The organism is Burkholderia cenocepacia (assembly GCF_900446215.1).
Taxonomy (GTDB): Bacteria; Pseudomonadota; Gammaproteobacteria; order Burkholderiales; family Burkholderiaceae; genus Burkholderia; species Burkholderia cenocepacia.
The window spans coordinates 351,231-378,136 of record NZ_UAQZ01000014.1 but is presented as its reverse complement, the minus strand read 5'-3'; the positions used below and the strand labels follow the sequence as shown (position 1 = coordinate 378,136).

Sequence of the window (26,906 nt, the reverse complement as noted above, 5' to 3'; positions counted from 1 at the left end):
CGCCGCTGTCGTGCGTTTTACATTGCGTCTCCCCGGGCCGGCGGTGTCCGGCTCGCGATTACACGATAACAATCGGTCTGGAGACGACATGAAATACGCATTGCGAAGGGTGCCGTTGGCACTCCTGATCGCGGGAGCCGTGCACGTTCCGGCGTCGGCTGCCGAGAGCGGGCAGATCAGCTATCCGTTCGGCGTCAACACGGTGCTGAACGGTCTGCTGCCGCCGCCCGGCCACACGCAGTACTTCAACTATTCGCTTTACTACACGGCGAACCGCTTTGCCGGACCGGACGGCGGCGGCGCGGTGCCGGGATTTCACCTGAGCGTGGTCGCCGAGACGCCGCGGGTCGTCCACACCTGGGGCGCGACGCTCGGGCCGTTCTCGTTGTCGAGCAGCGCGATCGTGCCGATCGTGCGCCTGCATCTGTCGACGCCGGGCGGCACCGGCAACCGCACGTCGCTGGGCGACGTGATCCTCGAGCCGTTCATGATCGACTACGCGAATGCGTCGCAGACGTTCTTCGCCTTCTTCTCGCCGTCGTTCGCGGTGCCGACCGGCGCGTATGCGGTGAACCGGATCGCGAACCCGGGGCTGAACACCTATGCGTTCCTGCCGTATCTCAGCACGACGTGGTTTCCGGGCCGCGACTGGGAGATTTCGACGACCACGCTGCTGGAGCTGAATTCGCCGAACCACGCGACGCGCTATCACTCGGGCGCGCTCGCCGTGCTCGACTACCTGATCGGCTATTCGCTCGACCGGCGCGTGCAGGTCGGCGTGCAGGGCACGTTCCTGAAGCAGTTCACGGACGATACGCAGGACGGCGTGAAGGTCGGCGCGGACGGCTTTCGCGGGCAAACGGTCGCGATCGGTCCGCAACTGCGCGTCATGTGGGGGCCGGCGTCGGGCGTGGTCGTGAAGTACCAGCACGAGTTCGCGGTGCGCAACCGGCCGCAGGGCGACAAGCTGTGGGTGCAGTTCAGTTTCCCGCTGTAGACGCGCGGGGCGGGAACCCAGGCTGTCGAAACCCTGACGGATCAAGTTGATATATTGTATCATCTGACGTTTTCGTCGCCGGCCGGCCGGGTTGCCGGGCCGGCCGCGTGCGACGACACCAACGAAGATCGATACGACGTGACGAGAACCGGACATACCCCGGCGCGCGGGGAGCGGCGCCATGCCGCGCCGCGCCGGAACACGGGCGCCTGGCGCGCACGCGCGGCACGCAGTTGCACGACCTTGCTGGGCTGCGCGATGGCCACCACCGGCGCGCTGGCCGCCGACGCCGCCGCCTCGGCACCGGACGACCGGCACGCGCTGCCGGCGATCAACGTCACCGCATCGTCCGCGTCGGCCGACCCGCTGACGCAACCGCTCGAAACGGGCTCGCGGCTCGGGCTCGCGAGCCTCGACACGCCCGCGAGCGTCGAAACCGTCACGGCCGATACGATCGAGGCGCGCGGCGATCGCACGGTGCTCGACGCGGTCACGCGCACGGCCGGCTTTGCGAGCGCAATCGCGCCGGGCACCGGCGGCACCGCGCTGAGCGTGCGCGGCTTCAGCGGACAGGAGTCGGTGATGACGTTGCTCGACGGCGTGCGGCTGATGCCGGCGGCCGGCACGATCACGTTTCCGTTCGACACGTGGTCGGTCGCGCGCATCGAGGTGCTGCGCGGCCCGGCATCGGTGCTGTACGGCGAAGGGGCGATCGGCGGGGGCGTGAACGTGGTGCCGAAGCGGCCGCAGCGCACGCGCGAGACGACGCTGCAGGTCGGCGTCGGTCCGGACGGCGCGAAGCGCTTCGCGTTCGATACGACGGGCGCGCTCGGCCCGCGGCTGTCGTACCGCTTTTACGCGAGCGATGCGCGCGCGAACGGTCTCGCCGAGCGGGCCGATACGCATACGACGGCGATCGGCGGCGCGCTGACATTCGACGTGAGCCCGCGGCTCACGCTGACGCTCGACTACGACTACGGGCGCCAGATGCCGGCGACGTACTATGGCGTGCCCGCGCCGAACGGCGTGCTCGATCCGTCGCTGCGCAAGCTGAACTACACGGTCGGCGACGCGACGATTTCCTACTACGACCAATGGACGCGCCTGTCGGCCAGCTACCGGCCCACGGCCGGCGTGACGATCGACAACCAGCTTTACTATCTGACGTCCAACCGCCACTGGCGCAACGCCGAATCCTACGTGCTCGACTCGGCGACCGCGCGCGTCACGCGCGGCGACTATCTCGACATCGGTCACCACCAGCGGCAGATCGGCGACCGGCTCAGCGCACGCTTCGACGGGATGCTGTTCGGCCGGGCGAACCGTTTCGTCGTCGGCACGGAATTCAGCCAGACCACGTTCAGCGGTACCAACAATTCGCCGTACGGCGGCGAAACGACGGTACCCGTGCACGGCTTCGATCCCGGCGTCTTCACGAGCCCCGACCCGACCGTGCCGCAGTTCAGCACGCGCGCGCGGCAGGCCGCGGTATTCGCGGAGAACCGGCTCGAGGTGCTGCCGCGGCTCGCGTGGGTGAGCGGCCTGCGCTACGACCACATCGCGTTCAGCCGCGAGCAGGCGGCGACCGGCGCGGGCTTCGACAAGCGGTTCGCGAACATCGGCTGGCGCACCGGTTTCGTGTTCGACATCGCGCCGATGTTCAGCGCGTATGCGCAGTACACGACGGGCGCGGAGGGCGTCGGCTCGCTCGTGACGCTGTCCGCGTCGCAGATGAACGACCGGCTTGCGACCGGCGCACAGTGGGAAGCCGGGCTCAAGCAGACGCTGCTCGACGGTCGCGCGTACTGGACGGTCGCGGTGTACGACATCACGAAGCGCAACCTGCTCAGCACCGACCCGTTCAATCCGGCGCTGCGCCAGCAGGTCGGCCGGCAGTCGTCGCGCGGCGTCGAGCTGACCGGCGGCGCGCGGCTGCCGCACGGCTGGACGATCGATGCGAACGTCGCGCTGCTGCGTGCGCGCTACGACGCATTCAACCAGACGGTCGGCGGCGCGACGGTGTCGCGGGCCGGCAACGTGCCGTCCGGCGTGCCGCAGCAGACCGCGAACCTGTGGGTCGGCTGGGCGTTCGCCGAGCGCTGGCAAGCGAACGCGGGCGTGCGTTACGTCGGCGCGACCTACGGCGACGACGCGAATCGCGTGCAGGTGCCGTCGTATACGGTGTTCGATGCGTCGCTGCGCTGGCAGCCGACGTCGCGCACCGAACTCGCGCTGTATCTGCGCAATCTCGCGAACCGCACGTACGCGGTGACGACGTCGAACGGCGGCGAGCAATGGCTGCTCGGCCCGTCGCGCTCGGCGGAGCTCGTCGCGACGATGCGCTTCTGAAGCGGCACGACATGCGCTCCATGACCCACATGCTCGACATCGAACGCGTGCGCTGGTCGCCCGGCGGCGCGCCCGACGTCCTCGATGCGGTGACGCTGACGGTCGCCGACGGCGAGTTCGTCGGGCTGGTCGGCCCGAACGGCAGCGGCAAGACGAGCCTGCTGCGCTGCGTGTTCCGCTACGCGCGGCCCGACGCCGGCCGCGTCGCGCTCGACACGCAGGACGTGTGGCGCATGCGGCCGCGTGCGGTCGCGCAGCGCATCGCGGTGCTGCAGCAGGAAACGCCGGACGATTTCGGGCTGACGGTCGACGAACTGGTCGGCATGGGCCGCACGCCGCACAAGCGGCCGTTCGATGCGGAGTCGGCCGACGATCGCCGGATCGTCGACGCCGCGCTGCACGATGTCGGTCTCGTCGAGCGTCGCGCGCAACGTTTCGCGTCGCTGTCGGGCGGCGAGAAGCAGCGCGCGCTGCTGGCCCGCGCGCTCGCGCAGCAGCCCGAACTGCTGTTGCTCGACGAACCGACCAACCATCTCGACCTGCGTCATCAGCTCGAACTGCTCGCGCGCGTGCGCCGCCTCGGCATCGCGACGCTCGCGACGATTCATGACCTCAATCTCGCGGCCGCGTACTGCGACCGGCTCCATGTGCTCGCGCATGGCCGCGTCGTCGCGTCCGGCGCGCCGGACGACGTGCTGACCGAAGCGCTGCTGCGCGACGTGTTCGGCGTCGCCGCGCTCGTCGATCGCCACCCCGTCACGGGCCGGCCGCGCATCACGCCGCTTCATCCGGAATGACCGCCATGCTTGCTGCCTTGTCCTCCATCTCCCGCCGGCTGGTTGCCGCTGCCGTGCTCGGCTGCGCGGCCGGTCATGCGGGGGCCTATCCCGTGACCGTGCGCAGTTGCGATCGCGACGTGACGTTCGAGCGTGCGCCGACGCGCGCGGTGAGCAACGACGTGAACCTGACCGAGATGATGCTCGTGCTCGGCCTGAAGGATCGACTCGTCGGCTATACGGGCATCGGCGGCTGGAAGACGGGCACCGCGCGCGTGCGTGACGCGTTGCGGGGCGTGCCCGAACTGGCGAGCCAGTATCCGTCGCTGGAAGTGCTGGCCGCCGCGCGCGCCGACTTCTATCTCGCGGGCTGGAACTACGGAATGCACGTCGGCGGGCCGGTCACGCCCGCGACGCTCGCGCCGTTCGGCATTCGCACGTACGAACTGACCGAATCGTGTTCGCACGTGATGAAGCAGTCGGCCGCGTCGTTCGACGACGTGTTCCGCGACCTGAACAATCTCGGCCGTATCTTCGGCGTCGATGCGCGCGCCGCGCAGGTCGTCGCCGGAATGCGCGCGCGGCTTGCGGCGGTGTCGCGCGCGATCGGGCGCCCGGCGCCGCTGCGCGTGTTCGTGTACGACAGCGGCACCGACAAGCCGATGACGGCGGGCGGGCTCGCGATGCCGACCGCGCTGCTCGCCGCGGCGGGCGCGCGCAACGTGATGGACGACCTGCCGCGCAGCTGGACGCAGGTGAGTTGGGAAAGCGTGGTCGCGCGCGATCCGCAGGTGATCGTGATCGTCGACTATTCGGCGGTCACGGCCGCGCAGAAGCAGCAGTTCCTGTCGAGCCAGCCGGCGCTCGCGCGCGTGGCCGCGATTCGCGACCGGCGCTTCGTCGTGATTCCGTACGATGCGGCGACGCCGGGCCCCGAGAACGTCGCGGCCGTCGAGACGCTCGCCCGCGCACTGTATCCGGCCGCATTCGCCGGCGCGGCACGATGAGCGTGCGCGGGCAGGTGGCGCGGCCCCGCATGCGCGTGGTGCTGCCGATGCTGGCCGTGCTGCTGGGCGTGTCGATCGTCGTGTCGGCCGCGTTCGGTCCGGCGTCGATTGCGATGCCGGATGCCGTACGAATCGTCGCCGCGCACGCCGCGTCGGCGTTCGGTGGTGCCGACGCATTCGCGGCGGTATCGGGCGACGACAGCATCGTATGGCTGATCCGGATGCCGCGTGCGCTGCTGGCGGCGCTCGTCGGCGCGACGCTGGCGACGGTCGGCGTCGCGTTGCAGGCGGCGACCGCGAACCGCCTGGCCGATCCGCACCTGCTCGGCGTGAGCGCGGGCGCGATGCTCGGCGCGATCGCGGTCACGGTGGTGGCCGGCGCGGCGTTCGGCCCGTTCACGCTGTCGGTCGCCGCGTTCGCGGGTGCGCTCGCGGCGACCGGCTGCGTGGTCGCGCTCGCTTACCGCGGCGGCCGGCTCGAATCGGACCGGCTGCTGCTCGCGGGCGTGTCGGTGTCGTTCATGATGGCCGCGTTCGGCAATCTGCTGCTGTATCTCGGCGACCAGCGCGCCGCGTCGTCGGTGCTGTTCTGGATGCTCGGCGGCGTCGGGCTCGCGCGCTGGGATCTGCTGCCGGTGCCGGCCGTGTGCGCGGTGCTCGCCGGCGGCGCGCTCTATGCGCGTCGACGCGAACTGAATGCGCTGATGTCGGGCGATGTCGCCGCCGCGTCGCTCGGCGTGCCGAGCGCGCGGATGCGGCGCGAGGTGTTCGTCGTCGCGTCGTTCGCGACGGGCGCGATGGTCGCGGTGAGCGGCGCGATCGGCTTCGTCGGGCTCGTGACGCCGCATCTGTGCCGTCGCGTCGTCGGGGCCGAGCACGGCCGGCTGCTGCCGGTCACCGCGCTGGCCGGCGCGATCCTGCTCGTGTGGGCCGATGTCGCCGCGCGCACGCTCGCGGCGCCGGAGGATCTGCCGATCGGCATCGTGACCGCACTGTTCGGCAGCCTGTTCTTCGTCGCGCTGTTGCGCCGGCGCTGAGCGAAGGGGCGGGCAGGCAGCGGCGGGTGGACGCCCGCCGCCTGTTTCATCGCAGCGGGACGACCGTGCCCGTGCCGCTGCGGCGGCGCGCATCGGCGTGCGTGCTTTCCACGGGCTGCGCGACGTCGAAGAGACGGTCCGGCAGCGCACGCGCGGGGAGCGTGATCACGAAGCGCGCGCCGCCGAGCGGCGAATCCTCGAGCCGCACGTCGCCGCCGTGTACCTGCGCGACGCGCCGTACGAGCCCGAGCCCGAGCCCGAGCCCGAAGCCGCCGGTCTGCCGGTCGCGGCTCGAGTCCAGCCGCTGGAACGGCTCGAACACGCGGGCGCGTTCGGCGGCCGGAATGCCGGGGCCGTCGTCGTCGACGCTCAGCACGAGGGCGCCGGACCGGTCGCGGGTGGCGGCCAGCAATACCTTGCGCGACGCATAGCGGGCGCCGTTGCGGATCAGGTTCAGCAGGGCGCGGGCGACGAGCTTCGGGTCGCAGACGTGGGTCGCGGGTGCGTCGAGCGTCGACACGTCGAGCGCGATGCCGCGATCGGCGATGTCGTCCGCGACGTTGCCGGCGACGCTGTCGATCAGCGCGTCGACGACGACTTCCATCGGCGCGAGTTCGCTCGCCCCCTGTTCGAGCCGGCCGATCGTCAGCAACTCGGTGACGAGCTCGTCGAGTTCGCGCACGTCGCGCCGCAGCGCGTCGCGACGCTCGCGCATCCGGCCCGTTTCGTCGGGATCGGCGAGCAGCGCGAGGCCGAATTCGAGCCGGGCGAGCGGCGTTTTCAGTTCATGCGAGATGCCGTGCATCATTTCACGCTGCTGCTTGATCGATGCCTCGATGCGCGCGGCCATGTCGTTGAACTGCTGCGACAGCTCGTAGATGTTCGATTTTCCCGACAGCTTCACGCGCGTCGACAGCGTACCGGCGCCGAATGCGCGCGCGGCGTCCTGCAGCCGGCGAATGTCGCGCCAGTGATAGTGAATCCACAGCACCACCGCGAACAGCGTCGCGAGCGCGAGCAGCATGTACGCATAGATGCGGATGTCGAGGTCCGGCGCCTCGATCGGGCGCGCATGCAGCACCGAGCCGTCCGCGAGCGGCATGTAGTAATCCTTGCCGTTGTAGCTGATCGCGATTTTGCCGGCATCGAGATCGCGCAGCGGCGCGCCGCTCAGCTGCGCACGCGCGTCGGCCATCGACATGAAGCCGAATCCTTCGCGGCCGTGCAGCGCCAATTCGCGCAAGGCGAGCTCGCGCTGCGCGCCCGGATGGCGTTCGAGGTAATCGTTCAGCACGAACGAGTAGGTCGTCAGCGAGTCGCGCTGCGCCTGCGCGCCGCGCTCGTAGAAGATCCGGTCGAACGACAACTGGATGAAGATGATCGACGCGCCGACGAACAGGATCACGACGAGGTACAACCGGAGCAACGGGCGCAGCATTTATTCGTCCCACGCAGAAGGGCTGAACAGGTAGCCGCGACCCCAGATCGTCTTGATCTTGTGCGGCTCCGACGACGCATCCTCGAAGCGGCGGCGCAGCTTCGAGATGCCGGAATCGACCGAGCGGTCGAGCCCGTCGAATTCGATCCCGCGCAACTGCTTCAGGATGTCGTCGCGGCTCAGCACGGTGCCGGCCGCGCGCGCGAGGATCAGCAGCAGGTTGAATTCGGCGGTCTTCAATTCGACCGGCTCGCCGCGCCACGTGACGGTGCGGTTCGGCGGCGAGATCGTGAGTTCACCGAATACCAGCGCGTCGGGCGCGACTGCGGGCGTGTCCGCCGCGGCCGGCTGCGCGCGACGCAACAGCGCGCGGGCACGGGCGACCAGCACGCGCGGCTCGATCGGCTTCGTCACGTAGTCGTCGGCGCCCGTCTCGAGCCCGGCGACCTGGTCGTACACGTCTGCACGCGCGGTCAGGATCAGCACGGGGACGTTGGTGAACGCGCGGATGCGGCGGCAGACTTCCATGCCGTCGAGATTCGGCAGCATCAGGTCGAGTATCACGAGGGCCGGCTGATGCTCGCGCACCGCCGCGACGGCGAGGTCGCCGCGCCGCACGACCGTCACCGCGAATTCATAGCCGTCGAGGTATTCGCGGACGAGCTGCGCGAGGCGATCGTCGTCCTCGATCAGCAGCACACGGTATTTGAGCGGAACTTCGTTCATGGTCTCCTCAGGATGCACGCGCCAGCTCACACGCAGGCCGATGCGCGGCGCGGCACGCGAATTCTATCCGGCGGACCGGCGGCCGGGGCAGCGGGGCGACAATCTCGAACAATCGAACACAATTGAGCACAGATTCGCCGCACATTCAGGACAGTCTCGGCGCGGGGCGGCACCTAGACTGCGGGCTTCGTCACTCTTATCTCAATATTGTGCGCCCATTACTTCGCCGCTACCGCTATTGCATGCCGCTCGCCGGCCTGACCCTCGCCGCCGCCGCTCACGCGGAAAACCAGTATTCGTTGTCGCTCGGCGGCGGGTTCGCACCGCGCTACCCGGGCAGCAACCAGTATCGCGGCGTCGTTGCGCCGTCGTTTTCCGCCACGTTCGGCAACGGCTTCTTCATCGACAGCACGGAGGGTGCCGGTTATCGGCTGAACCTGCCGCACGGGGCGTTCGTGTCGGCGGCGGTGAGCTACGACGCGGGCCGCGCGGACGAGAACCGCTTCGACCTGCCGGGCTCCGACTACCTGAAGGGGATGGGCCGGATTCCGGGCTCGGTGCTCGTCGGCGTGCGTGCCGGGGTGACGCTTTTCGATACGGCGGAGCTGAGCGTCACGATCGATACGCCCGTCACGCACACGTCGCGCGGTGTGTCGGGGCACGTGGATCTCGCGGTACCGGTGCTCAAGACGTCGCAGCACGAGATCGTCGTGACGGGCACCGTGCACGCGGGCTCGGGACGCTACATGCAGACTTTCTACGGCGTGACCGACGCACAGTCGATGACGAGCCGGTTCCGGCCGTATTCGGTGAGCGGCGGAATCGACAGCGCCGCGATGGCGGTCGCGTGGACCTGGTCGCTGTCGCGGCACTGGTCGGTGCTCGCGACCGGCGGCGTGACGCGGCTGCTCGGTCGCGCGGGCGACAGCCCGATCGTCCAGTCGCGCAACAACTATTACGGCATCGCGGGCGTGACGTACAAGTTCTGAGCGGATGGCCCGGTGTGCGCAGCGCGCACACGAACCCTCGGCGTCGCGCCGTCGCCGCGAACCGCGTGCGGTAACATGCGGGCGGGTTCGGCGTCAGGCCGGGCCTGCGACGCAGGTGCGCCGAGCCGGCTCGGCCGGGTCGCGAAAGGCCGCCATTCGCCGGCCGGCTTCGTCAGGAAACGGCCGGCGGCGTGCGGAACCGATCACGCATGCGACGCCCGGTCGTGCACGAATGCCGCACAGGGACCGCCGGGCCGCGACAGGGAGAAACCGATGAAGAACACGATCGCGATGCTCGTTGCACTCGTTGCGAGCGCAACCTTTGCAGGATGTGCGGACATGGACACGAAACACCCCAACGCCACCGCCGGCGGCGCGGCCAGGGCCCCTTTGCAGCCGGGCGCCGCGCAGGTATGCAAGGCGGATGCCGCGCCCGACGATGCGCTGGTCGGCAAGACCGAAGCCGATGCGACCGCGCTGCTCGACGGCTGCCTGTGGCGCGTGCTCGAGCGCGACGGCAAGTCGTTGCCGGGCACGATGGATTACCGGGAGGAGCGTCGCAATCTCGGCATTCGCGACGGGAAAGTGATCTGGGTGCGGCGAGGGTGACGGATTCAGCCGCCGACGAAAATCGGTTGCGGTTGATGTCGCTTTCGCGAGCGCGGCTATCGCCGGCATGCACGTCGCGCGCGACCGATCGGTCGGCCGCACGCGTCGCGATTCATCGCCGCGGGTAGCGGCATGGGTGTCCGCGGCGGTCAGGCGCCTCGATACCGTCGTCGACCGGGGCTCGCACGACGCGTGACGCGCCGCGCTGACCGGCGCGTCATGTCACGCCGCGACCGTTCCGGATTGCGGCACCGATGCCGTGGTGTCGACCGTCATCGCCGGCGTGACGAGCATCACGCCACGTGCGAGCGGGTCGCTGACCGATGCCGCCAATACCGCTTGCCCTTCCTCTGTCGCGTGATCGGCGGCGACGGCCAGTGCAGCGAGCGCGAGCGCCGCGCCGCCCGCCCCGTTGGCGAGCCCGAGGTGGCGGCTGCGCTCGGCGGCATCATCGCCCCAGATCTGCTCGCTGACCGTCACGACTTCGGTGCGGCGACTGCTGCGTTGATCGGCGTCGGTGACGAATCCGGGTGCCGACAGGTCGGGACGTAACGTCGACAAGCGCGTACGCGTCGCCGCCAGCAACTGTTCGAGTGTCGTCGCTTCGGCCTTGCCGTGATCGGCGGAAACCGCGCGGCGCGCGGCCGCGAGCCGGTGGATCGACGGGACGGACATCGCATGCGGTGTGTCGGGATGGCCGAGCAGCAATGCACATGCGCCTTCACCGGGCATCATGCCGTTCGGCCGATCGCGACCGTAGAGCCGGCCTGTGCGATCCAGCGCGTCGACTGCGTCCTGACTGGCGGTGGAATCGAACGCGAGGACGACGTGCAGTTCGCCGGACGGTTGCAGGTGCAACGCCTGGATCAGTTCGTCGACGACCGCCCATGCTTGTACGGGATCGGCGACCGTGCGCAATTGCGCACGGACGATGCCCGGTGCGACGGCTTCCCGCGCCGCGTGCGCATCGAGCCATGCGGCGAGCGTGGCGGCGACCGGTCGCCAGCGCTCCGGCATCAGCAGATGGAGCCTGAGCGGCGGCGCGTCGGCGGCCGCGCCGGACAACACGGCATGACGCTCGCGCAATTCGTCGAGTGCATCGGCGGCCAGCAGCAGCCCGCGCCAATGCTCGTCCTGCAGCGTTTCCCGCGCGTCGGGTGCAAGCAGGCTGGTATCGAGCCGGTCGAGCGACACCGAGTCGACCGTGCTTGCGAATACGCCGGTTCCGTCCGGGCGTTGCAGTTCGGGATGAAGCGCGACGGAACGCTCTTCCCGGGCCGCCGCATCGATGTCTGCGGTCGTCGCCCCCGTCGGCAGCCTCACGCTGCTGTCGAGCAGCAGGGCCGACCACGTGTGCGACGTCGGATCTTGCGTGGCAGCGGCGTCCGTCGATGCGGACGAACTCGGCGGTGCGACGGCCGCGAGCGCCGGATGCGGGCCGAGCGCCCGGCGCAGCCATGCCGCGCAGACGGCGAGGGCCGCCGGCAGCACGAGCCCGCACAGCAGCAACTCCCTGGCGGTGGGGGCATGCCGGGTCGTTTTCCACCAGACGAACACGGCGATCCACACCGCGACGAACAGCGCGGCGACGAATGCCGTCTTGCGCAATCGCGTGATCATTTCCGTCGATTCCCCCGTGACTTGCGGCGTCGTGTATCAGTTGCCGTCGCTGCCCGCCGTCCGGCTCGCGACCAGTACGGCGCCGCAGGCCGTCTTGTAGCCGTCGCGCGCGACGCCTTCGCCCTGCACGATCATTGTGTCGTCGCCGTCGACGATGTAATTCGGGCCATGGATCGGACACGTCACCGTGTCGTTGCGGCGCGCGATGCCGCGGCCGTCGACCGACGACAGCGTGGACGCGCTTGTCACGGTGCCGCCATGGCTGTGCTTGTCCCCGAGGACGATGAAGGGTTTGGTCATCCGGATAGGCCTCCTGGCTGGAATCATCGACGATGCAGCGCGGCTTTGCCGCCCGGTGCGGGAGGGCGCGCGCGTGTCATCGGCAACGTTTTTCGAATCGATTTCGGCTGAATCGGGTATTTATTACCTTTCGGCAATAGTTGCCTGTTTCGATTGAGCCGTAATGTAGCTTTCGAGCCGAAGGCCGTCATTATCGTGCGTGATGGCCGCACGTCAAGGCCGGCATTTTTAAATCCGGGTCTGTTTGCTTATGGCGAAGCCCCGCGACGTAATCTAAAATAGTAAGCTTCAATAGGGGTCGCATCACCTGATCCGATTGGCGTGCGTACAGCCAGACAGCGGGCGGTGTTGCGGGGGAGCCCGCGCATTTCCCGCCGGATCGGCATGTCGATCGCGCGATGCCGGCAATCGTGCATCATCCCGTGTTCGTCGCAGCAATATCTATTTAAAAACGTCAAATCCTGAGAGAGCGGGATCGCATGAGCGTCATCACGGAATTTGCGTCTCTTTTTGGCGCATTCAATCGCCTGTATTCGCTGGACGGATCGGGCGCGCTTGCGGCATTTCAAATCGAGCGCTGGACCGGCCGCGAATCGCTCTCCGATCTCTTTGAATGGAACGTCGATGCGCTGTCGACGGATCCTGCACTGGATCTCGACGCGATGCTCGGGCAGCGTGTCGCGATTCGCACCACGCTCGCGAACGGCACGACGACGCTGCGCAGCGGTCTCGTCGCCGAGGCCGAGTGCAGGGGCTACGACGCAGGCCTCGCTCGCTACCATCTCCGGATCGTGCCGTGGCTTGCCGCACTCGCGCATGCGCGCGACGAGCGAACCTTTGTGAACCAGACGCTTGCCGACGTGCTCGACACGGTGTTCGCGCCGTACGCCGGGATCGCGCGGTGGCGTCTCACGCCGGATGCTGGCCGGCGGCTCGATGCGCTGGGCCCCACTGCGTATCGCGTGCAGTACCGAACCCATACGCACTACGAATTCGTGCAGCATCTGCTGGCCGAGGCTGGCCTCGGGTTCTGCTTCGTCGAAGACGAGGACGCGCCTGCCGGGCATACGATGCTGGTCTTCGACGACAGCGCGCAACTGGCCGAGGACGATACGTCCGCGCGACGCGGCGGGGTGCCGCGCCGCTCGAGCGGGACGGCGACCGGCGCCGACGACGTGATCCTCGGGATCGGGCAGTCGCTGTCGCTGACGGCCGATCGCATCACACTGATCAGCAGCGATTATCGCGTGAACCGGGCGACTACCGCGAGTACGACGCTCGGCCGGCCGGCGGGCGCGCGCGAACTCTACGACGACGTCGGGCCGGAGGCGTTCGACAGCTTGCGCGAAGCGGAAGATACGGTAAGGCGCCAGGCCGATGCGATCGTGTCGCGCGCCAGTTTCTGGACCGGCTACGGCACGCTGCGCACGGCGCGCGCAGGACGCGCGCTGAAACTCGTCGATGCCGGCTGGCAGCCCGTGCGCGGCGCCGCGGCGCCCGAGGATTTTCTGCTGACGCGCGTCGAGCACGTCGGGATCAACAATCTGCCGGCGACCGTCATGGAGGCCATCGAACGGCGACTCGGGCCGTTGCCGGCGGCGGCGCTCGATCCGCGCGTGGTCCGGCAAGCGCAGGCCGGCGGTTATGCAAACCGGTTCGATGCGGTGCCGCGAACGCAGGTCTGGCGGCCCACGCTGGCCGACGGAACCGGGCAGCGACTCAATCCGGTTCCGACGGCACTGGGTGCGCAGACGGCGATCGTCGTCGGGCCGGCCGGCGACGCACGGCCCGGTTCGACGGGGCCCGTGCACGCCGATGCGCAGGGGCGGTTGCGCGTTCGCTTCCACTGGCAGGCGCAAGACGATGCGGGTACGTATCCGACGCGCGCCATACAACGGCTCGCGAGCGACGGGCACGGCCTTCAGCAGCTGCCGCGCATCGGTCATGAAGTCCTCGTGCAGTTTCACCATGGGCTGATCCACCGGCCGATCGTGCTCGGCGGCCTGTTCAATGGCCGCGGCGAAGGCGGCGAGTCGCCTTCGCCGGGCGGGGCGGCCGGCAAGCCGCTCGACGCGTCGATCTACACGCAGGCGGGCGATCATGCGCCGAGCGCGCAGGGCAATCTGGCAAGCGGGCTGAGCCCCGCGTGGCATGGCGCCGGCGGCGGCACCGATCGTCACAATCACGCCGGCGCGCTGTCGGGCTTCAAGAGCCAGGGTTTCGACGGGCATGGCCACAACCAGCTCGTCGCCGATGATTCGGACGGCATGGGACGCCTGCAGATGGCGACTACGCACGCGGCCACGCAACTGAACCTCGGTCATCTGCGCCATCAGGCGGACAACTATCTCGGCAGTTTTCGTGGCCAGGGCGTCGAATTGCGCTCGGATGCGTACGGTGCAATGCGTGCGACGCGCGGCCTGCTGGTGTCGAGCTACGCGCCTGCCGGCGCCGCCCAGCCGGCGGGCGATGCGTCCGCGCTGCAGGCGCTGCTCGCGCGGCACACCGCATTGGTTCGGCGATTCGACCAGACGGCCGATACGCATGGGACGCTGCCGTTCGCCGCACGGCGCGGCGTGGAGCAGGCGGGCCAGTCGTCGTTGAACGGCAGCGCCGCGCCGCTGGATGCGCTTGCGCAGAGCTTCGCGACGACGGTCGGCGCGAACGGCTACACGCAGGCGTCGGCCGACGCCGCCCAGCGGTCGACCGGCAACGCACTGCCGCACACGGGCGACGCCGTGCTCGGCATCGAGGCACGGGGCGGGCACGGGCTGGTTGCCGGCCAGGCCCTGCAATGGGCGGCCGGCGAAACGCTGTCGCTCGGCAGCGGTGGCGACTTCAATCTCGCCGCTGCGCAGCAGCTGCGCATTCACAGCGGGCAAGGCATCGGCTGGCTGGCCGGCGCGAGCCATGCGGAGCGTGTCGGCATCGGCATGATCGCCGGCAAGGACGGACTGACGCTGCAGGCGCAGCGCGATGTGCTGGGCCTGCACGCGCGCGACGATCTGACGCTCGCGTCCGCGAGCGCGGACGTCGAGATCGCCGCGAAGAAGACCGTGCATCTCGCGGTGAGCGGAGGGGCGCACGTGACGATCGAAGGTGGCGACGTCACGTTCGGTTGCCCGGGCAAATTCGTCGTGTATGCCGCGCAGCATGCATTCGTGGGGCCCGCTCAACTGAATACGCCGTTGCCGCAGTTTCCCGAAAAGGTCTGTGTCGAATGCCTGCTGCACGCGATGCAGTCGGGCAGCGCACTCGCGGGCAAGGCGATCTGAGCATGACGATCGAAACGACCGACTGGATCGACCGCTATCCCGACGACACGCCGGACCGGCTGAATGCGCTCTTCGAGCGCGTGCCGGCCGACGGCCGTTGGCACCTGCTGCTCGACATGAGTTTCGCGCCGGCGTTGCGTGACCGAATGCCCGCGGTCGAGCGCAACGATGCCGTCGTGTTGTACGAAGGGGTGTACGACGGCGACGACTTGCTGGCGATTTCGCCGTGCCTCGTACCGCTGCCGGCGGACGCGGCGGCGCGCCGGGCGATGCTGGAGACCGTGCTGCGCGAGACGTCCGGACGACCGATGGTGAGCCTGCTGCATGGCGCGCGCGATACGGCCGCGCTCGCCGCGCATCTGCGCGGACAGATGGAGGCGAGTGCGGCATCCGACGGCGAAGCATTTCTGGTGCGTCTCGCCGATACGCGTTGCCTGCCCGCGTGGCTCGCGGCGCTGACGCCCGCACAGCGCCGCCGCTTCACGAATGGCATCGACGCGTGGCATGTGTTCGATCGCACCGGCGCGCTCGTCCCGCTCGATTTCGACACCGTGGGCGAGGCGGCCGGCGATGAAGCGGACGCCGGGCGCAGCGGCGAGCCCTACGTGCTCGACGACGAACAGATCGAATGGCTTCGACAGGCTGCGAAGATCGACACGCTGATTTTTCATGTTCGCCAGCGTCCGGAGAGTTTCGGCCGTCTGGTGGCCACGCCGTCGCAAGCCCATGCGTGTGTGAGTGCGGCGTGGGCGCGGCACGACGGCCCCCCTGCGGCGGCGTCGCGAGCCGCGCTCGATGCGCTCGTGGCGGCCGGGTATCTGGTGACGGAGCTCGCGCCGGCGACGTCGTCCGCATAGAACGACACGGGTTTGCGTGCATGCGACAGCGCACGTGGTTGATAGCGATCCACGCCGCACGGCGTCGGACAAGAGGATGAAAAGATGAGTTTGAATGCCGGTTCCACGACGTTTGCCGCTCGGCTGCTGATGTTCATGGCCATCCTGCTCGGGACGGCCGGATGCTCGCGTGCGACCGACATGTCGCCTGCCGCGTCGACTGCGGCCGGGGCGTCGAGCGGCGCAGGTGCGGCGGCCGCATCCGGCACGATGGGGCTGAAGCTGAATGCCCTCAATTACACCGACGTTCCGATCGGCGCGTTCTACGTCGACGGCACCTGGGGCGGGACGGTGCCGGCGCGCATCGGCAGCGGCGGCGGCGCGATCATCTGCTGCGTCGCGTTGCCGAAACAATGGCATCCGGGACTGACCGTCAACCTGCAGTGGCGGGACGACAACCTGTACAGGAAGGATCCGAAGGCGCTTGCGAGCCGGGTCGTACCGGTTGAGCGCTACGACACATTCTCGGACGGCTTCCTGTGGGTCCTGTTCTTTCCGCACGATCGAATCAAGGTCTATGCGTCTCAGTGGATGCCCGGCTACCGGGGCTTCCCCGAAAATCTCCAGGCGCCCGATGAAGCGTGCCCGGGGAACTTCACGTTGCGCAACAGCGACCCGCAGTGCCCGAATCCCGACAAGAGGATCATGCAATGAGTTTCCGCTTCGCGAGCGCCGACCGGCCTGACGTCGGCGTCGTCACCCGGGAGGAGCAGGACGCGATCATGCGTCGGCTGCACGACGACGACGGGATGAGTTGCTGCAAGACGCTGCATGTCGGCATCTTCTTCGACGGCACGCGCAACAACGCCGATCGCGATCGCACGGGCGGCAAGCACAGCAACGTCGCGCGGCTGTTCGACGTGTTTCCGCGCGACAAGTATCACAGTGCCATTTACGTGGCCGGCGTCGGCACGCCGTTCGTCGACGAGATCGGCGACCAGGGCGTCGGACTGCAGGCCGCGGCCGGCGCGGCGACGGGATGGGCCGGCGAGGGGCGCATCAACTGGGCGCTGCTGCAGATCCACAACGTCGTGCATGCGCACGCGTTCGGCAATTCGCTGTCCGCGGCGCTCGGCAAGAGCGACAAGGAACTCGCGAAGGCCGTCAGCGTCGACCTGAATTTCAAGGGCATCGATCTCGGCGGCACTCCGCCCAAGCCGGGCAGTCTCGGCGACATCAACGCGCGCGGCAGTTCGAGCGTCGGTGCGCTCAAGCTGATGGCCGCCGAGCAGAACGGGATCGAACTGACCTGGGATCGCGACACGATCTGGGCGCAGCTCAAGGGCGAAGTCGATACGGCGAACTGGACCGCGACGATGCGCGCATGGGACGAGAAACGCCGCGTCGCATTGCGGGCCCGGTGCGCGCAGCTGAAGGTGCGCGTCGGCGATCTGCTGGTGAAGGGCAAGCCGAAACTGCAGCGCATTCGGCTGTACGTGTTCGGTTTTTCGCGCGGGGCGGCCGAGGCCCGCACGTTCTCGAACTGGCTGGCCGATGCGCTGGACCCCGATTTCAGCCTGTGCGGCGTGCCCGTGTCTTACGACTTTCTCGGCATCTTCGATACGGTCGCGTCGGTCGGCATCGCGCAAAGCACGGCCGCGACGCTGTTCGACGGGCACGGCGGCTGGGGGCGCAAGGAACTGATGGGCGTGCCGCGCTACGTGCGCCGCTGCGTCCATATGGTCGCCGCCCACGAGCCGCGCGGATCGTTCCCGCTCGACCTGATCGATGCGTCGCGGGACGGGCATGAGGAAATCGTCTATCCGGGCGTGCATTCGGATGTCGGCGGCGGTTACGGGCCAGGCGAGCAGGGGCGCGGCACCGGCGACGCGGACAAGCTGTCGCAGGTGCCGCTGCTCGACATGTATCGCGAAGCGCGCAAGGCCGGTGTTCCACTCGATATCAAGGGGCCCGGTGTCGCTGCCGAAGCCGCGGCGGCATTCGCGATTTCTCCCGCGCTCAAGCGCGCCTTTTCCGCCTATGTGAGCACGAGCGCCGACTATTACTACGCGAAGGAGCACGGCACGCCGGGCCTGATGCGCGCGCACTACGGGCTTTACCTGCGCTGGCGCAAGATGCGGCTCGACAATTTGCGTTCGCAACCGTCGTTTCTCGCCGCCAAGGCTGCCTATCCGCAGGATGCCGTCGATCTCGACAGCGCGAACGAGGAACTGCGGCTTGAATGGCGCGACCTGCTCGAATGCGAGAAAGAAGGCGGACCGACCGTGAGCCGGTACGCGGGCAACACGGTCAGCCGGAAGATCACCCAGAACCCGAAGGCGGCGGCCGTCATTTCGCCGGCCGTCCTGCCGATCGCCGCGGGCCTGCAGTCCGCGATTCCGTTCGTGGGCCCGCTCGTGCGCGCGAGCGCCAAGCGCGCCGAGGATTTCTTCCAGCTGCAGCTCGAAGAGAAATGGAAGCAGTGGCTCGAGGTGCGCGGCGACTGGAACATGGGGCCGCCGGAAGCGCCGATCAGCGCGCTGTACGACAACTTCATGCATGACTCGCGCGCATGGTTCAAGCCGCTGGGCGACGACGACGACGTGTGGAACCACAACCAGATCAAAGCGCTGAAAACGCGCCAGGCCGAGTTCGAGCGCAAGCACGCCGAGTGGAAGAAGCGCCAGCAACTTGGCGTGCCGGGACCGTCGCAGATCATGCAGATGATGGGGGCGGGTGCGCTCGGGCTCGGGCCGGCCGCCAACGTCGCGCCGGAGCCCGAACCGCGTTCGCCGCTGACCGCGCAGCAGGCCGGCATCCTGAAACGTTACGACGCCGCGCAGCAGGCTGCACAGAAAGCCCGCGCGGCCCGGGATGCCACCGCGCCGACCGACAGCGCCGTGCTGACCGACCCGAAAGTCACCGGTGGTCTCGCGCTGCAGGATTCGGGGCGCGAGTTTTCGTTCGTCTGGGGCTACCTGCGCTGGCGCACCGTCTACGTGAACGGCGTGCGCTGGGACGCGCCCCATGTGCCGAGCGTGCAGGAAGACATGGAGGCGATGCGTCAGCAGATGCAGCGCAACGTCGACATGAGCAAGCTGTTCCGATGAACCGATTGGATACGAACCAGCCGGCGCGACACGCATTCGCGCGCGATTGCCGAGAAACGACATGGATCTAGTTGCCGCATTAACGGGGTACGGGCAAGCGACCCGTCATATCCAGATCGATACCGCGATGCCGGACGCATTCGTCGTAGAGCGCTTTCACGGTCGTGAAGGGATCAGCGAATCGTTCCGGTTCGAGATCGACGTGCTGTCGAGCGAGCCGTTTCTCGATCTCGCGCCGCTGATCGGCAGCGCCGTGCGGCTGCGTCTCGCGACGGCGGCGGGCGAACGATGCTGGAACGGCTACGTCACGCATGCCGCTTATGCGGAGAGCGACGGCGAGTTCACGCGCTATCGGCTCACGATGGAATCGTGGCTCGCGCTGCTGAAGCTGCGCCGCAATTGCCTCTATTTCGTCGACCTCGACGCCGAGGGGATCTGCGAGCGTGTGTTCGGCGACTATCCGGAAGCGCACTGGCGCTATGAACTCGTCGAGCCGCTGCGATCGTTTCGCTTGCGCGGCCAGTATCGCGAAACCGATCTCGATTTCGTGTCGCGGCAGTTGTCCGAGGCCGGGTTGTCGTTTCGCATCGAGCACGGGCAAGACGCGGGGAAGGCGCCGTCGGGCGACCATACCGTCGTTGTGTTCGACCGCCATGCGCGGCTGCCCGACGGCAGCGCCATCGCATTCAATGCGCAGGACGTCGGCGATCCGGACGGCGTGATGACGCAATTCTCCGATCGGCGTCAGCTGGTGCCGGATCGCGTGGTGGCGACGAGCTGGAAAGCCAGCGAACTTCATGCGCTTGCCGGCCATGCGCAACAGCCCGCCGATGCCGACGCGCCGTTGCTGCCGGTGCGGGAGATCTACGACGGCCAGCGCGCAGGCCGCTTCGACACGAGCGGCGATGCGCAGCGTTACGCCGAACAGCGTCTCGACGCGCTGCAGCTCGCGAAACGGGTCTACCGTGGCGGCGGGTCGTCGCGCACGCTCGAAACCGGCAAGGTCCATACGCTGAACGACTATCTGGGCGGCACCGTGCGATTCGTACCGCTGTCGATCGAGCACGAGGCCGTCAACAACCTCGGCGCGCAGATCGGCCAGCTGTTCGGACGCGGCGAGCTCGACAAGGGGCTGTATCGCAACCGCTTCGTCGCGGTGCCGGAGGGCACGCCGATCGTGCCGCCGTTCCGCGACCGGCCGACGGTGTACGGGGTGCAGACTGCGATCGTCGTCGGCGAGCCGGGTGGGCGCGTCAGCAGCACGCGCGATCACCAGGTCCGCATCCAGTTTCCGTGGATGCGCGGTGTCGCGCCGCTGCCGGGCGGGTTGACGGATACGGCAAGCCGGTCCAATCCGACCGGCCACGCGCCGGGCGATCACCGTTCGGGCATTCTGGTTCGCGTCGCCGAACAGGCGGCCGGGCCGAATTTCGGTCATGCGTTTGTACCGCGCGTGGGGGCGGAAGTGGTGGTCGGCTTCGAGTCGGGCAACATCGATGCGCCGGTCGTGCTCGGCCAGGTGTACGGCGGGCGTGTGCGTCCGCCGTTCTCCGCGGGCGAAGGCAGCGACGCGAATCATTCAGGAACACTGACGGGCCTGCAGACGCAAACCCTCGATGGGCAACCCGGCAGTCGCTGGGTGATGGACGATGCGGCCGGACAACTGCGTCACGAGCTGAGCAATTCGACCGCCGACACGCGCCTCGCGCAGGGCTATCTGATCGACCAGCAGGGGACGATGCGCGGCGCCTATCGCGGTGAAGGCTTCGAACTGGCGACGCAGGGATGGGGTGTCGTGCGGGCCGGCGCGGGCGTGCTGATGTCGAGTACCGCGCGCCGGCTCGGCGTGTCGACGCAGATGGATGTCGCCGAACGCGTGGAGCAATTGAAGGGCGCGGCGAAAACGGCGCAGGAACTCGACACGGCGGCGACCGGTGCGCAGGCGGCCGGCCTGAGCGCGAACAAGGCGCAGACTGATTTCCTCAAGGCGATTGATCCTGCGCAGGACGGCAAGTACGCGGGCAGCGTGGGTGGTCAGAGCGCGACCAAGCCGACCGGGACGCAGCGCGACGGCGGCGATCCCGTCGAGCGATTCGCGACGCCCGTGGTGCTGATGGAGTCGCCGGAGAACATCGTGGTGACGACGCCGGAGAGTGCGGTGTCGTATGCGGCGCAGCACGTTCATCTGACGTCGCAAGGCGATGCGCATGTGGGCGCCGGTGCCACCGTGGCCGCGGCGACGGGCGATGCGATGAGCTTGTACAGCGTGGCGGGCGGGCTCAAGGCAATCGCGGGCGAAGGGCCGGTGAGCGTCGAGGCGCATGCGTCGACGATGGAGATTCTCGCGGACCAGACCGTGCGCGTGACGTCGACCGACGAGCGCGTCGACGTGCTCGCGCAGGACGCGATCGTGCTGCAGCAGGGGCCGAACCGGATCACGTTGAAGGGTGGCGATATCGTCGTCGAGACGCCGGGGCAATTCGCGGTGAAGGCGGGCGGGCATCCGTTCCCGGGGCCGCGGGCGACGAGCGTGAAGCTGCCGGCGCTGCCGGTGTTGCCGCAAGGCGATCCGTGCGACTTTCTCGTGCAGGCGCTGGCGGCGAGTCCGGCGGGGAGAGGGGCGGTGGCAGGGGGCGGAAGTTTGGTGGGTGCGGCGAGTTCGATCGTCGGTGCGACGCTACCGACAGCGAGCGGTGCCATGGGCGCGGCGCAGGCATTTTCCCGTGCGCCCGGTCAACCGCTGCCCGCGCCTTCCGCGGCTGCACCCACGGCGGCGGAGAGGGGATCCGGTCCCTCTCTCGGTTATTCGACGCCACCACCCGTGTCCAGTGAGCTGGAGGGCATGCCGAAAAAAGGTGCGGCTGCGCACAGTGGACCGTGCAACCTTCACGTCCCCGCGATCAAGAAGGAAGAGCATACCGTCAGTATGGGGGCCGCCGACTATTATGAGACGGATGAGGGCGGCAATCCGAAGTTGAAGAATGGGCAACTCAACTGGCTTCAATATGCGGCATCGACCGGGACGTACGATATCGGCTATGCACCTGCGACGGCGACGTTGACGGCAACCGTCCGTATCAAGGTTCATCTGAAGGATCAACACTGGATCAACCAGGGGCGCGTCCATATGGATCCGGCGACGGGCAAGCCGTTTTCGGTGCCGTACAACAGCGATGGCATACGGCAAGGCTTGATCATCAGGGTAGTGGACCGACCCGGTGGTCTTGCTGCCGTGTCGGGCTTCAAGAAGCGCATCGAGGAAGGACTGAACCGGGGGAATTACTCGATGCAGCCGAAGGCGTGTCCGCTCGGCAAGGCATGTACATGCAAGGTCAAGGTGAAACTTGAAGTCGAACTCGTTCAAACCGGGAGATGCCATGCCGAGATCAATCTCTTTCCCAAGGTGACGCGAGCGAACTCGGAGAATTGGGGGGAAGTGCAAGTCGAGTGGAACCCGCAGCAGCAACGGTTTGTCCCGGTATCGACCCAGAATGCGATCGCGCATGAGAGCGGGCACTTGTTCGGGTGGCCGGATGAGTACTTTGTTGACGGCGGCGCCGTGTTCGGGAAGTACATCAACTCGCGACATCTGGTCGACGTGACGATGGCACAGCTCGACGACAACTGGCAGCGCACCACCGAAACGAACTTGATGGGCCGCGGAATGTACACGCAAAAGCCGGAAATTCCGAAGTACTACATGTACGGCTTCCGTGACTGGTTCAACGAAAAGACCGGAATTGACTGGGAAGTGCTGAAATGAAGCGCTTTTTTCTCGTTGTTGTGATGTCGATGATTTCTTTCGGAGTGTTGGACATGGCGCTTGCGCAAGATCGCCCGGATTATTTCGAGATTCGTAGTGGACAGGGGCAGATGAATCCGTCGCCGTCGATGGTCTTCACGGCCGATGGCCACACGGTGTCGTATTTTTCGCGGGGCCGGGATATCGACCCGATGCCGCCATCGAGTTACTTTGGAATCGGAAAATATACGGCGAGTCTCACAGGAACCTATCGCCAGCATGTCGACCTGGTGAAGGCGACGTTGAGCAGCAGGGCGATTCCGCAGATCCATGCAATCAACAAGGGGGCCGTGCTCGTCTATTCGTTTGACAAGGGCGGCCACCATTACGAGGGCACGTACAACTACCAGTTCGACGATCAATTCAACGACAAGCTGTCGGTACTTTACGATCTTGCCCATGATTTGCTGGCGCGCGGCACCCCGGAAATCAATCTGCATCCGACATTCTCGGTGCGGCCCGCGCAAGAGCATCTTGTGATCGAGGTAACGTTCTCGAACGACGGCAAGCAGGACGTGACGGTCGATGGTCCGGATCATTGGTCGGCGGATTTGGCGCGTCCCGATTTGCAATATGTGCAGATCGGTGGCGGCAGCGACAATGTGGAATTCGACGTCAGGCTCGTCAGCAAATATCTGAGCGACACGTCCCGCCGTTACCGCCGCGAAATCGTCGTCAAGCCGGGCCAGCCCGAGCGGGTGGAATTCGTGGTGCCGTACTCTGCGCTGACCTTTGCCGATCATTCGGCGATGCGGCGCGTCGATGCCGGCAACTATATTTTCGTCGGCACGGTGAACCTCGACATTCTTCGTCCGAAGGAAATGGACGGGCGGTTCTTTACGCCGATGGACCGGCTGGAAAACGTGAAACTGACGGGAAAGTGACCCTGACGTGACGCAGGCCACACGCATCGTCGTCGGGCACTGTCGATTCGCTCCGACTCGAATCGCATGCCGGTCGAACTCGAATTCAGGCGATGAAGGCGGCACGGGGCGCGCATCGATGGAATGGACATTTGCACAAGCAATCTTGCGATCCCGAGTCGGCAATATGCCGAGGTCGGGCAAAGCAACGGCGCGGGAGCGGCGTGATGCGGATTGACGTTTCCCCGTGTGCGGAGCCGATCGGGATATGGACATCATGCCGGCGGCGAAATATACGGGCATCGAAAAATACATGGCAGAACTGATTTGAGAAATCGCCCAGCGAACCCCGAGCCAAACATCATGTCGACCCAATCCGATCTCATCCAGGCATTCTTCCGCGGCTGGTCGCAGCACGACCGGTTTCTGTGGCTGACCACGCCGCTCGGCGCGGACAAGCTTGTCGCCGAGAGCCTGCAAGGATGGGAGTCGCTCGATCGCGGCGGCTTCCGGTTTCAGCTCACCGCGCTGACCGAGCGGCCCGACCTGCCGCTCGACAAACTGATCGGCGCGTCGATCCTCATCGAATGGCAGGTCGCGGACGGGCAGGGCGCACGACGCCCGTTCCACGGCCATGTGACGGCCGCGGAACGCGTCGGCTACAACGGCGGGCTCGCGCGTGTGCGGCTCGTCGTCGAACCGTGGCTCGCGCTGCTGCATCAGCGCGTCGACAGCTACAACTTCGTGAACGCGAGCGTGGTCGAGATCAGCGAGCAGATCTTTGCGCACTATGCGCGTGGCGCGATCGCGCCGGCATGGCGCTGGGCGCTTGCCGACCCGGCGAAATATGCGAACCGCAGCCTGACCGCACAGGCCGGCGAATCGGATTTCGCGTTTCTCGAACGACTGTGGGCGGAAGAGGGCATCTTCTACTGGTTCGAACACCAGGGCGACGCGCACTCGACTGACCTGGGCAAACACACGCTCGTGCTGGCCGATACGAACCAGCGTTTCGCCCCGGCTGAACCCGAAGTCATCGGCTTCCATCAGACGAGCGACGGCGACCCGCGCGGTGGCATTCGGCAATTCATGAATGCGCGCCGCTGGCGCATCGGCAGCATCGCACGCGCAAGCTGGGATCACCGAAGCCTGTCGACCCGTCCGTCCAGCGTGCGTGCGAGCGGTGCGGTCGCGCCGGGCGAGGATCGCGATGTCGCAGGCCCGTACGCGTTCCAGACCGCCGCGATCGGCGACCAGCGCGCGCAGCAGCAACTCGACGCGCAGCGCGTGGCGGCGCTGCAAACCGAAGGCAGCGGCACGCGTCGCGATTTGCGGCCCGGGCTGCGTTTCGCGATGTCGCGGCATCCGTCACTCGATCCATCGCGCGCGTTCGTGTGCCTGCGCGTCGAGCACGACGCGCGTGCGAACGTGAGCGCCGACGTGCACGGCGCGATCGCGCAACGGCTCGGCGCGATTCCGCCGGGACTCGATATCGCGCCCGGCGAGCCGGGCGACGCGCAGGCGCTGCACGCGGCATTCGACGCCACGACGCACGCCGGCGGCGCGCTGGTAGACGGCGACGAGGTGTACCGGAACCGCTTCGCCGCGCTGCCGTTCGACCAGGCTTACCGGCCGTTGGCGCCGAGCGGGCATGGCGCACGCGTGCATCCGGTCGCGGTGATGCCGGGCGCCCAGACGAGCATCGTGGTCGGCGCGGGCGATCCGGTTCATACCGAACGCGATCACCGGATCCGGATCCAGCATCATGCGCAGCGCGGGCAGAATTCCGCGAGTCGCGACGAACATCCGCGCGCGGCGAACGCGCCGGCCGATCGTGGCGCGGGCACCTGGACGCGCATGGTGACATCGATCGGCGGCGACAACTGGGGCGGGGTGAGCGTGCCGCGCGTCGGTCAGGAAGTCTGGACCGAATGGCTGGAAGGCCAGCCCGACCGGCCGATCGCGGTCGCCGCGCTGTACAACGGGCAAGGCAACGCGGACGCGCAGCACAATGCGCTGGCGGGCGGCCCGAGCGGCAGCACGGCCAATGCGGCGGCCTGGTTTGCCGGCAACGACCACGCAGCCGTGCTGACCGGGTTCAAGACGCAGGATCTGAATGCGAGTCAGACCGGCGCGGGGGGCTCGCGACAATTCATGCTTGACGATACGGCTGGGCAGTCGAGTGCGCGCCTTTATACGACCGATCACGGCAGCGGCCTGACGCTCGGGCACATCAAGCAGGTGCAGGACAACCGGCGTCTGGCCGATCGCGGCTACGGCGCCGAACTGTCGACGCAGGCAGCCGCCGCGCTGCGCGCCGGCGCCGGCTTGTTGATCAGCACGGCGCCCGGCGTGAACCAGATGGACGCGAGTGCCGCGAGCCAGGTGCTCGCGCAGCAACGCGAGATGCTGCAGGGGCTTGCGAAATTCGCGCGCAAGCAGGGTGCGGAGCCGGGCGCGAGCACGGCGCAGCCCGATGGTGTCGCGTCTGTCGGCGACACGACATCGCCGCTCGTGGCGATCGAGGGCCTGCAGCAAAGCCAGGTGTCGCTCGGCGCAACGCGCGAAGGCAGTGGCGCGAGCGGTGCCGGCGGCGGTGCGGTTGCGTGGCAGCATCCGCATCTCGTCGCGCACGGCGCGGCCGGCGTCGCTGCGCTGACGGCGCAAAGCCACGTGTGGACGTCGGGCACGCAAACCGTACTGAGCGCCGGACGCGACGTGCAGGTCACGGTCCAGGGCAAGTCGAGCATCGTCGCGAAGGAAGGCATTGCGCTGTACACGCACGGCACCCCGGGCGGCAGCCGTCCCGTGCCGGCGGCCGGGATCGCGCTTCATGCTGCGACGGGCGCCGTCACCGTGCAGGCGCAGAACGGCGGCACGCTCGACGCCAGTGCGCAGCGTGCGGTGACTGTATCGAGCGCGAAGGCAAGTGTCGCGCTGCAGTCGCCGAAGCGGCTGCTGCTGACGGCGGCCAACGCGTTCCTGAAGATGGAAGGCAACGACATCGTGATCGGCGCGCCGGGCAAAGCGACGTTCCATGCGGCCCAGCACACGCTGACTGGCCCGCGATCCGCGAACGTCCAGTTGCCGTCGATGAACAAGCCCGCATGTGTCGAATGCATGCGGGATCTCGCGCATCGCCACGAAGCGATCGCCACGCGCGGGTGACGAC

General features: G+C 67.8%; 18 protein-coding genes. 14 read left to right on the top strand and 4 right to left on the bottom strand.

Features of this window, described 5'->3' with window-relative positions; all coding sequences use genetic code 11:
- The first annotated feature begins 88 nt into the window (after positions 1 to 88).
- From DTA15_RS28415 to DTA15_RS28395, 5 genes are all read left to right on the top strand, one after another.
- Positions 89 to 997: a SphA family protein gene (locus DTA15_RS28415; RefSeq protein WP_006490525.1), complete on the top strand. Its 909-nt coding sequence runs from the start codon at positions 89 to 91 to the stop codon at positions 995 to 997.
- A gap of 258 nt (positions 998 to 1,255) precedes the next feature.
- Positions 1,256 to 3,346 (top strand): TonB-dependent receptor, encoded by a 2,091-nt coding sequence (locus tag DTA15_RS28410; RefSeq protein WP_034178414.1) that lies wholly within the window; start codon positions 1,256 to 1,258, stop codon positions 3,344 to 3,346.
- A 20-nt stretch (positions 3,347 to 3,366) separates the two neighbouring features.
- Positions 3,367 to 4,143 (top strand): ABC transporter ATP-binding protein, encoded by a 777-nt coding sequence (locus tag DTA15_RS28405; RefSeq protein WP_006490619.1) that lies wholly within the window; start codon positions 3,367 to 3,369, stop codon positions 4,141 to 4,143.
- Between the two features lie 5 nt (positions 4,144 to 4,148).
- On the top strand, positions 4,149 to 5,129 hold the full coding sequence (locus tag DTA15_RS28400; protein WP_006492108.1) for an ABC transporter substrate-binding protein: 981 nt from the start codon (positions 4,149 to 4,151) through the stop codon (positions 5,127 to 5,129).
- Positions 5,126 to 6,166: a FecCD family ABC transporter permease gene (locus DTA15_RS28395; protein WP_006490591.1), complete on the top strand. Its 1,041-nt coding sequence runs from the start codon at positions 5,126 to 5,128 to the stop codon at positions 6,164 to 6,166. The genes DTA15_RS28400 and DTA15_RS28395 overlap by 4 nt, the downstream gene beginning before the upstream one ends.
- Before the next feature lie 46 nt (positions 6,167 to 6,212).
- Here DTA15_RS28395 and DTA15_RS28390 read toward each other — a convergent pair whose 3' ends face one another.
- Both DTA15_RS28390 and DTA15_RS28385 read right to left on the bottom strand, forming a co-directional pair.
- Positions 6,213 to 7,604, bottom strand: a complete 1,392-nt coding sequence (locus DTA15_RS28390; RefSeq protein WP_043033206.1) for an ATP-binding protein — start codon at positions 7,602 to 7,604, stop codon at positions 6,213 to 6,215.
- Positions 7,605 to 8,330 carry a response regulator gene (locus tag DTA15_RS28385; RefSeq protein WP_006490542.1) on the bottom strand — a complete coding sequence of 242 codons (726 nt, stop codon included), beginning with the start codon at positions 8,328 to 8,330 and terminating at the stop codon, positions 7,605 to 7,607. It lies immediately after the preceding gene.
- A 242-nt stretch (positions 8,331 to 8,572) separates the two neighbouring features.
- Here DTA15_RS28385 and DTA15_RS28380 point away from each other — a divergent pair, with 242 nt between their 5' ends.
- Together DTA15_RS28380 and DTA15_RS28375 are read left to right on the top strand one after the other, a co-directional pair.
- Positions 8,573 to 9,319, top strand: a complete 747-nt coding sequence (locus DTA15_RS28380) for a MipA/OmpV family protein (RefSeq protein ID WP_006490517.1) — start codon at positions 8,573 to 8,575, stop codon at positions 9,317 to 9,319.
- 273 nt (positions 9,320 to 9,592) lie between these two features.
- Positions 9,593 to 9,928, top strand: a complete 336-nt coding sequence (locus DTA15_RS28375) for a hypothetical protein (RefSeq protein WP_012492516.1) — start codon at positions 9,593 to 9,595, stop codon at positions 9,926 to 9,928.
- A 222-nt stretch (positions 9,929 to 10,150) separates the two neighbouring features.
- Here the strand turns inward: DTA15_RS28375 and DTA15_RS28370 are convergent, their stop codons facing one another.
- Both DTA15_RS28370 and DTA15_RS28365 read right to left on the bottom strand, forming a co-directional pair.
- Positions 10,151 to 11,548 carry a hypothetical protein gene (locus tag DTA15_RS28370; protein WP_006490611.1) on the bottom strand — a complete coding sequence of 466 codons (1,398 nt, stop codon included), beginning with the start codon at positions 11,546 to 11,548 and terminating at the stop codon, positions 10,151 to 10,153.
- 36 nt (positions 11,549 to 11,584) lie between these two features.
- Complete coding sequence (locus DTA15_RS28365; RefSeq protein WP_006490523.1) at positions 11,585 to 11,848, bottom strand: PAAR domain-containing protein; 264 nt, start codon at positions 11,846 to 11,848, stop codon at positions 11,585 to 11,587.
- A 479-nt stretch (positions 11,849 to 12,327) separates the two neighbouring features.
- Here DTA15_RS28365 and DTA15_RS28360 point away from each other — a divergent pair, with 479 nt between their 5' ends.
- The 7 genes from DTA15_RS28360 (at position 12,328) to DTA15_RS28330 (ending at position 26,902) form a co-directional block, all read left to right on the top strand.
- Positions 12,328 to 15,123 (top strand): type VI secretion system Vgr family protein, encoded by a 2,796-nt coding sequence (locus tag DTA15_RS28360; protein ID WP_006490556.1) that lies wholly within the window; start codon positions 12,328 to 12,330, stop codon positions 15,121 to 15,123.
- A gap of 2 nt (positions 15,124 to 15,125) precedes the next feature.
- Positions 15,126 to 15,980: a DUF4123 domain-containing protein gene (locus DTA15_RS28355; protein ID WP_006490520.1), complete on the top strand. Its 855-nt coding sequence runs from the start codon at positions 15,126 to 15,128 to the stop codon at positions 15,978 to 15,980.
- An 84-nt stretch (positions 15,981 to 16,064) separates the two neighbouring features.
- Positions 16,065 to 16,673 (top strand): DUF3304 domain-containing protein, encoded by a 609-nt coding sequence (locus tag DTA15_RS28350; RefSeq protein ID WP_006490559.1) that lies wholly within the window; start codon positions 16,065 to 16,067, stop codon positions 16,671 to 16,673.
- On the top strand, positions 16,670 to 19,069 hold the full coding sequence (locus DTA15_RS28345; protein ID WP_006490570.1) for a T6SS phospholipase effector Tle1-like catalytic domain-containing protein: 2,400 nt from the start codon (positions 16,670 to 16,672) through the stop codon (positions 19,067 to 19,069). The genes DTA15_RS28350 and DTA15_RS28345 overlap by 4 nt, the downstream gene beginning before the upstream one ends.
- A 61-nt stretch (positions 19,070 to 19,130) precedes the next feature.
- Complete coding sequence (locus DTA15_RS28340) at positions 19,131 to 22,832, top strand: type VI secretion system Vgr family protein (protein WP_012492517.1); 3,702 nt, start codon at positions 19,131 to 19,133, stop codon at positions 22,830 to 22,832.
- On the top strand, positions 22,829 to 23,755 hold the full coding sequence (locus DTA15_RS28335) for a hypothetical protein (RefSeq protein ID WP_006490524.1): 927 nt from the start codon (positions 22,829 to 22,831) through the stop codon (positions 23,753 to 23,755). The genes DTA15_RS28340 and DTA15_RS28335 overlap by 4 nt, the downstream gene beginning before the upstream one ends.
- Positions 23,756 to 24,097: 342 nt before the next feature.
- The gene (locus DTA15_RS28330) at positions 24,098 to 26,902 is read left to right on the top strand and encodes a type VI secretion system Vgr family protein (RefSeq protein WP_006490576.1); all 2,805 of its coding nucleotides are present in this window, start codon (positions 24,098 to 24,100) and stop codon (positions 26,900 to 26,902) included.
- Positions 26,903 to 26,906: the final 4 nt, after the last annotated feature.

Coding starts and splice junctions, on each gene's coding strand:
- DTA15_RS28415 (WP_006490525.1), top strand. CDS start 89: ATGAAATACGCATTGCGAAGGGTGCCGTTGGCACTCCTGATCGCGGGA.
- DTA15_RS28410 (WP_034178414.1), top strand. CDS start 1,256: ATGGCCACCACCGGCGCGCTGGCCGCCGACGCCGCCGCCTCGGCACCG.
- DTA15_RS28405 (WP_006490619.1), top strand. CDS start 3,367: ATGACCCACATGCTCGACATCGAACGCGTGCGCTGGTCGCCCGGCGGC.
- DTA15_RS28400 (WP_006492108.1), top strand. CDS start 4,149: ATGCTTGCTGCCTTGTCCTCCATCTCCCGCCGGCTGGTTGCCGCTGCC.
- DTA15_RS28395 (WP_006490591.1), top strand. CDS start 5,126: ATGAGCGTGCGCGGGCAGGTGGCGCGGCCCCGCATGCGCGTGGTGCTG.
- DTA15_RS28390 (WP_043033206.1), bottom strand. CDS start 7,604: ATGCTGCGCCCGTTGCTCCGGTTGTACCTCGTCGTGATCCTGTTCGTC.
- DTA15_RS28385 (WP_006490542.1), bottom strand. CDS start 8,330: ATGAACGAAGTTCCGCTCAAATACCGTGTGCTGCTGATCGAGGACGAC.
- DTA15_RS28380 (WP_006490517.1), top strand. CDS start 8,573: ATGCCGCTCGCCGGCCTGACCCTCGCCGCCGCCGCTCACGCGGAAAAC.
- DTA15_RS28375 (WP_012492516.1), top strand. CDS start 9,593: ATGAAGAACACGATCGCGATGCTCGTTGCACTCGTTGCGAGCGCAACC.
- DTA15_RS28370 (WP_006490611.1), bottom strand. CDS start 11,548: ATGATCACGCGATTGCGCAAGACGGCATTCGTCGCCGCGCTGTTCGTC.
- DTA15_RS28365 (WP_006490523.1), bottom strand. CDS start 11,848: ATGACCAAACCCTTCATCGTCCTCGGGGACAAGCACAGCCATGGCGGC.
- DTA15_RS28360 (WP_006490556.1), top strand. CDS start 12,328: ATGAGCGTCATCACGGAATTTGCGTCTCTTTTTGGCGCATTCAATCGC.
- DTA15_RS28355 (WP_006490520.1), top strand. CDS start 15,126: ATGACGATCGAAACGACCGACTGGATCGACCGCTATCCCGACGACACG.
- DTA15_RS28350 (WP_006490559.1), top strand. CDS start 16,065: ATGAGTTTGAATGCCGGTTCCACGACGTTTGCCGCTCGGCTGCTGATG.
- DTA15_RS28345 (WP_006490570.1), top strand. CDS start 16,670: ATGAGTTTCCGCTTCGCGAGCGCCGACCGGCCTGACGTCGGCGTCGTC.
- DTA15_RS28340 (WP_012492517.1), top strand. CDS start 19,131: ATGGATCTAGTTGCCGCATTAACGGGGTACGGGCAAGCGACCCGTCAT.
- DTA15_RS28335 (WP_006490524.1), top strand. CDS start 22,829: ATGAAGCGCTTTTTTCTCGTTGTTGTGATGTCGATGATTTCTTTCGGA.
- DTA15_RS28330 (WP_006490576.1), top strand. CDS start 24,098: ATGTCGACCCAATCCGATCTCATCCAGGCATTCTTCCGCGGCTGGTCG.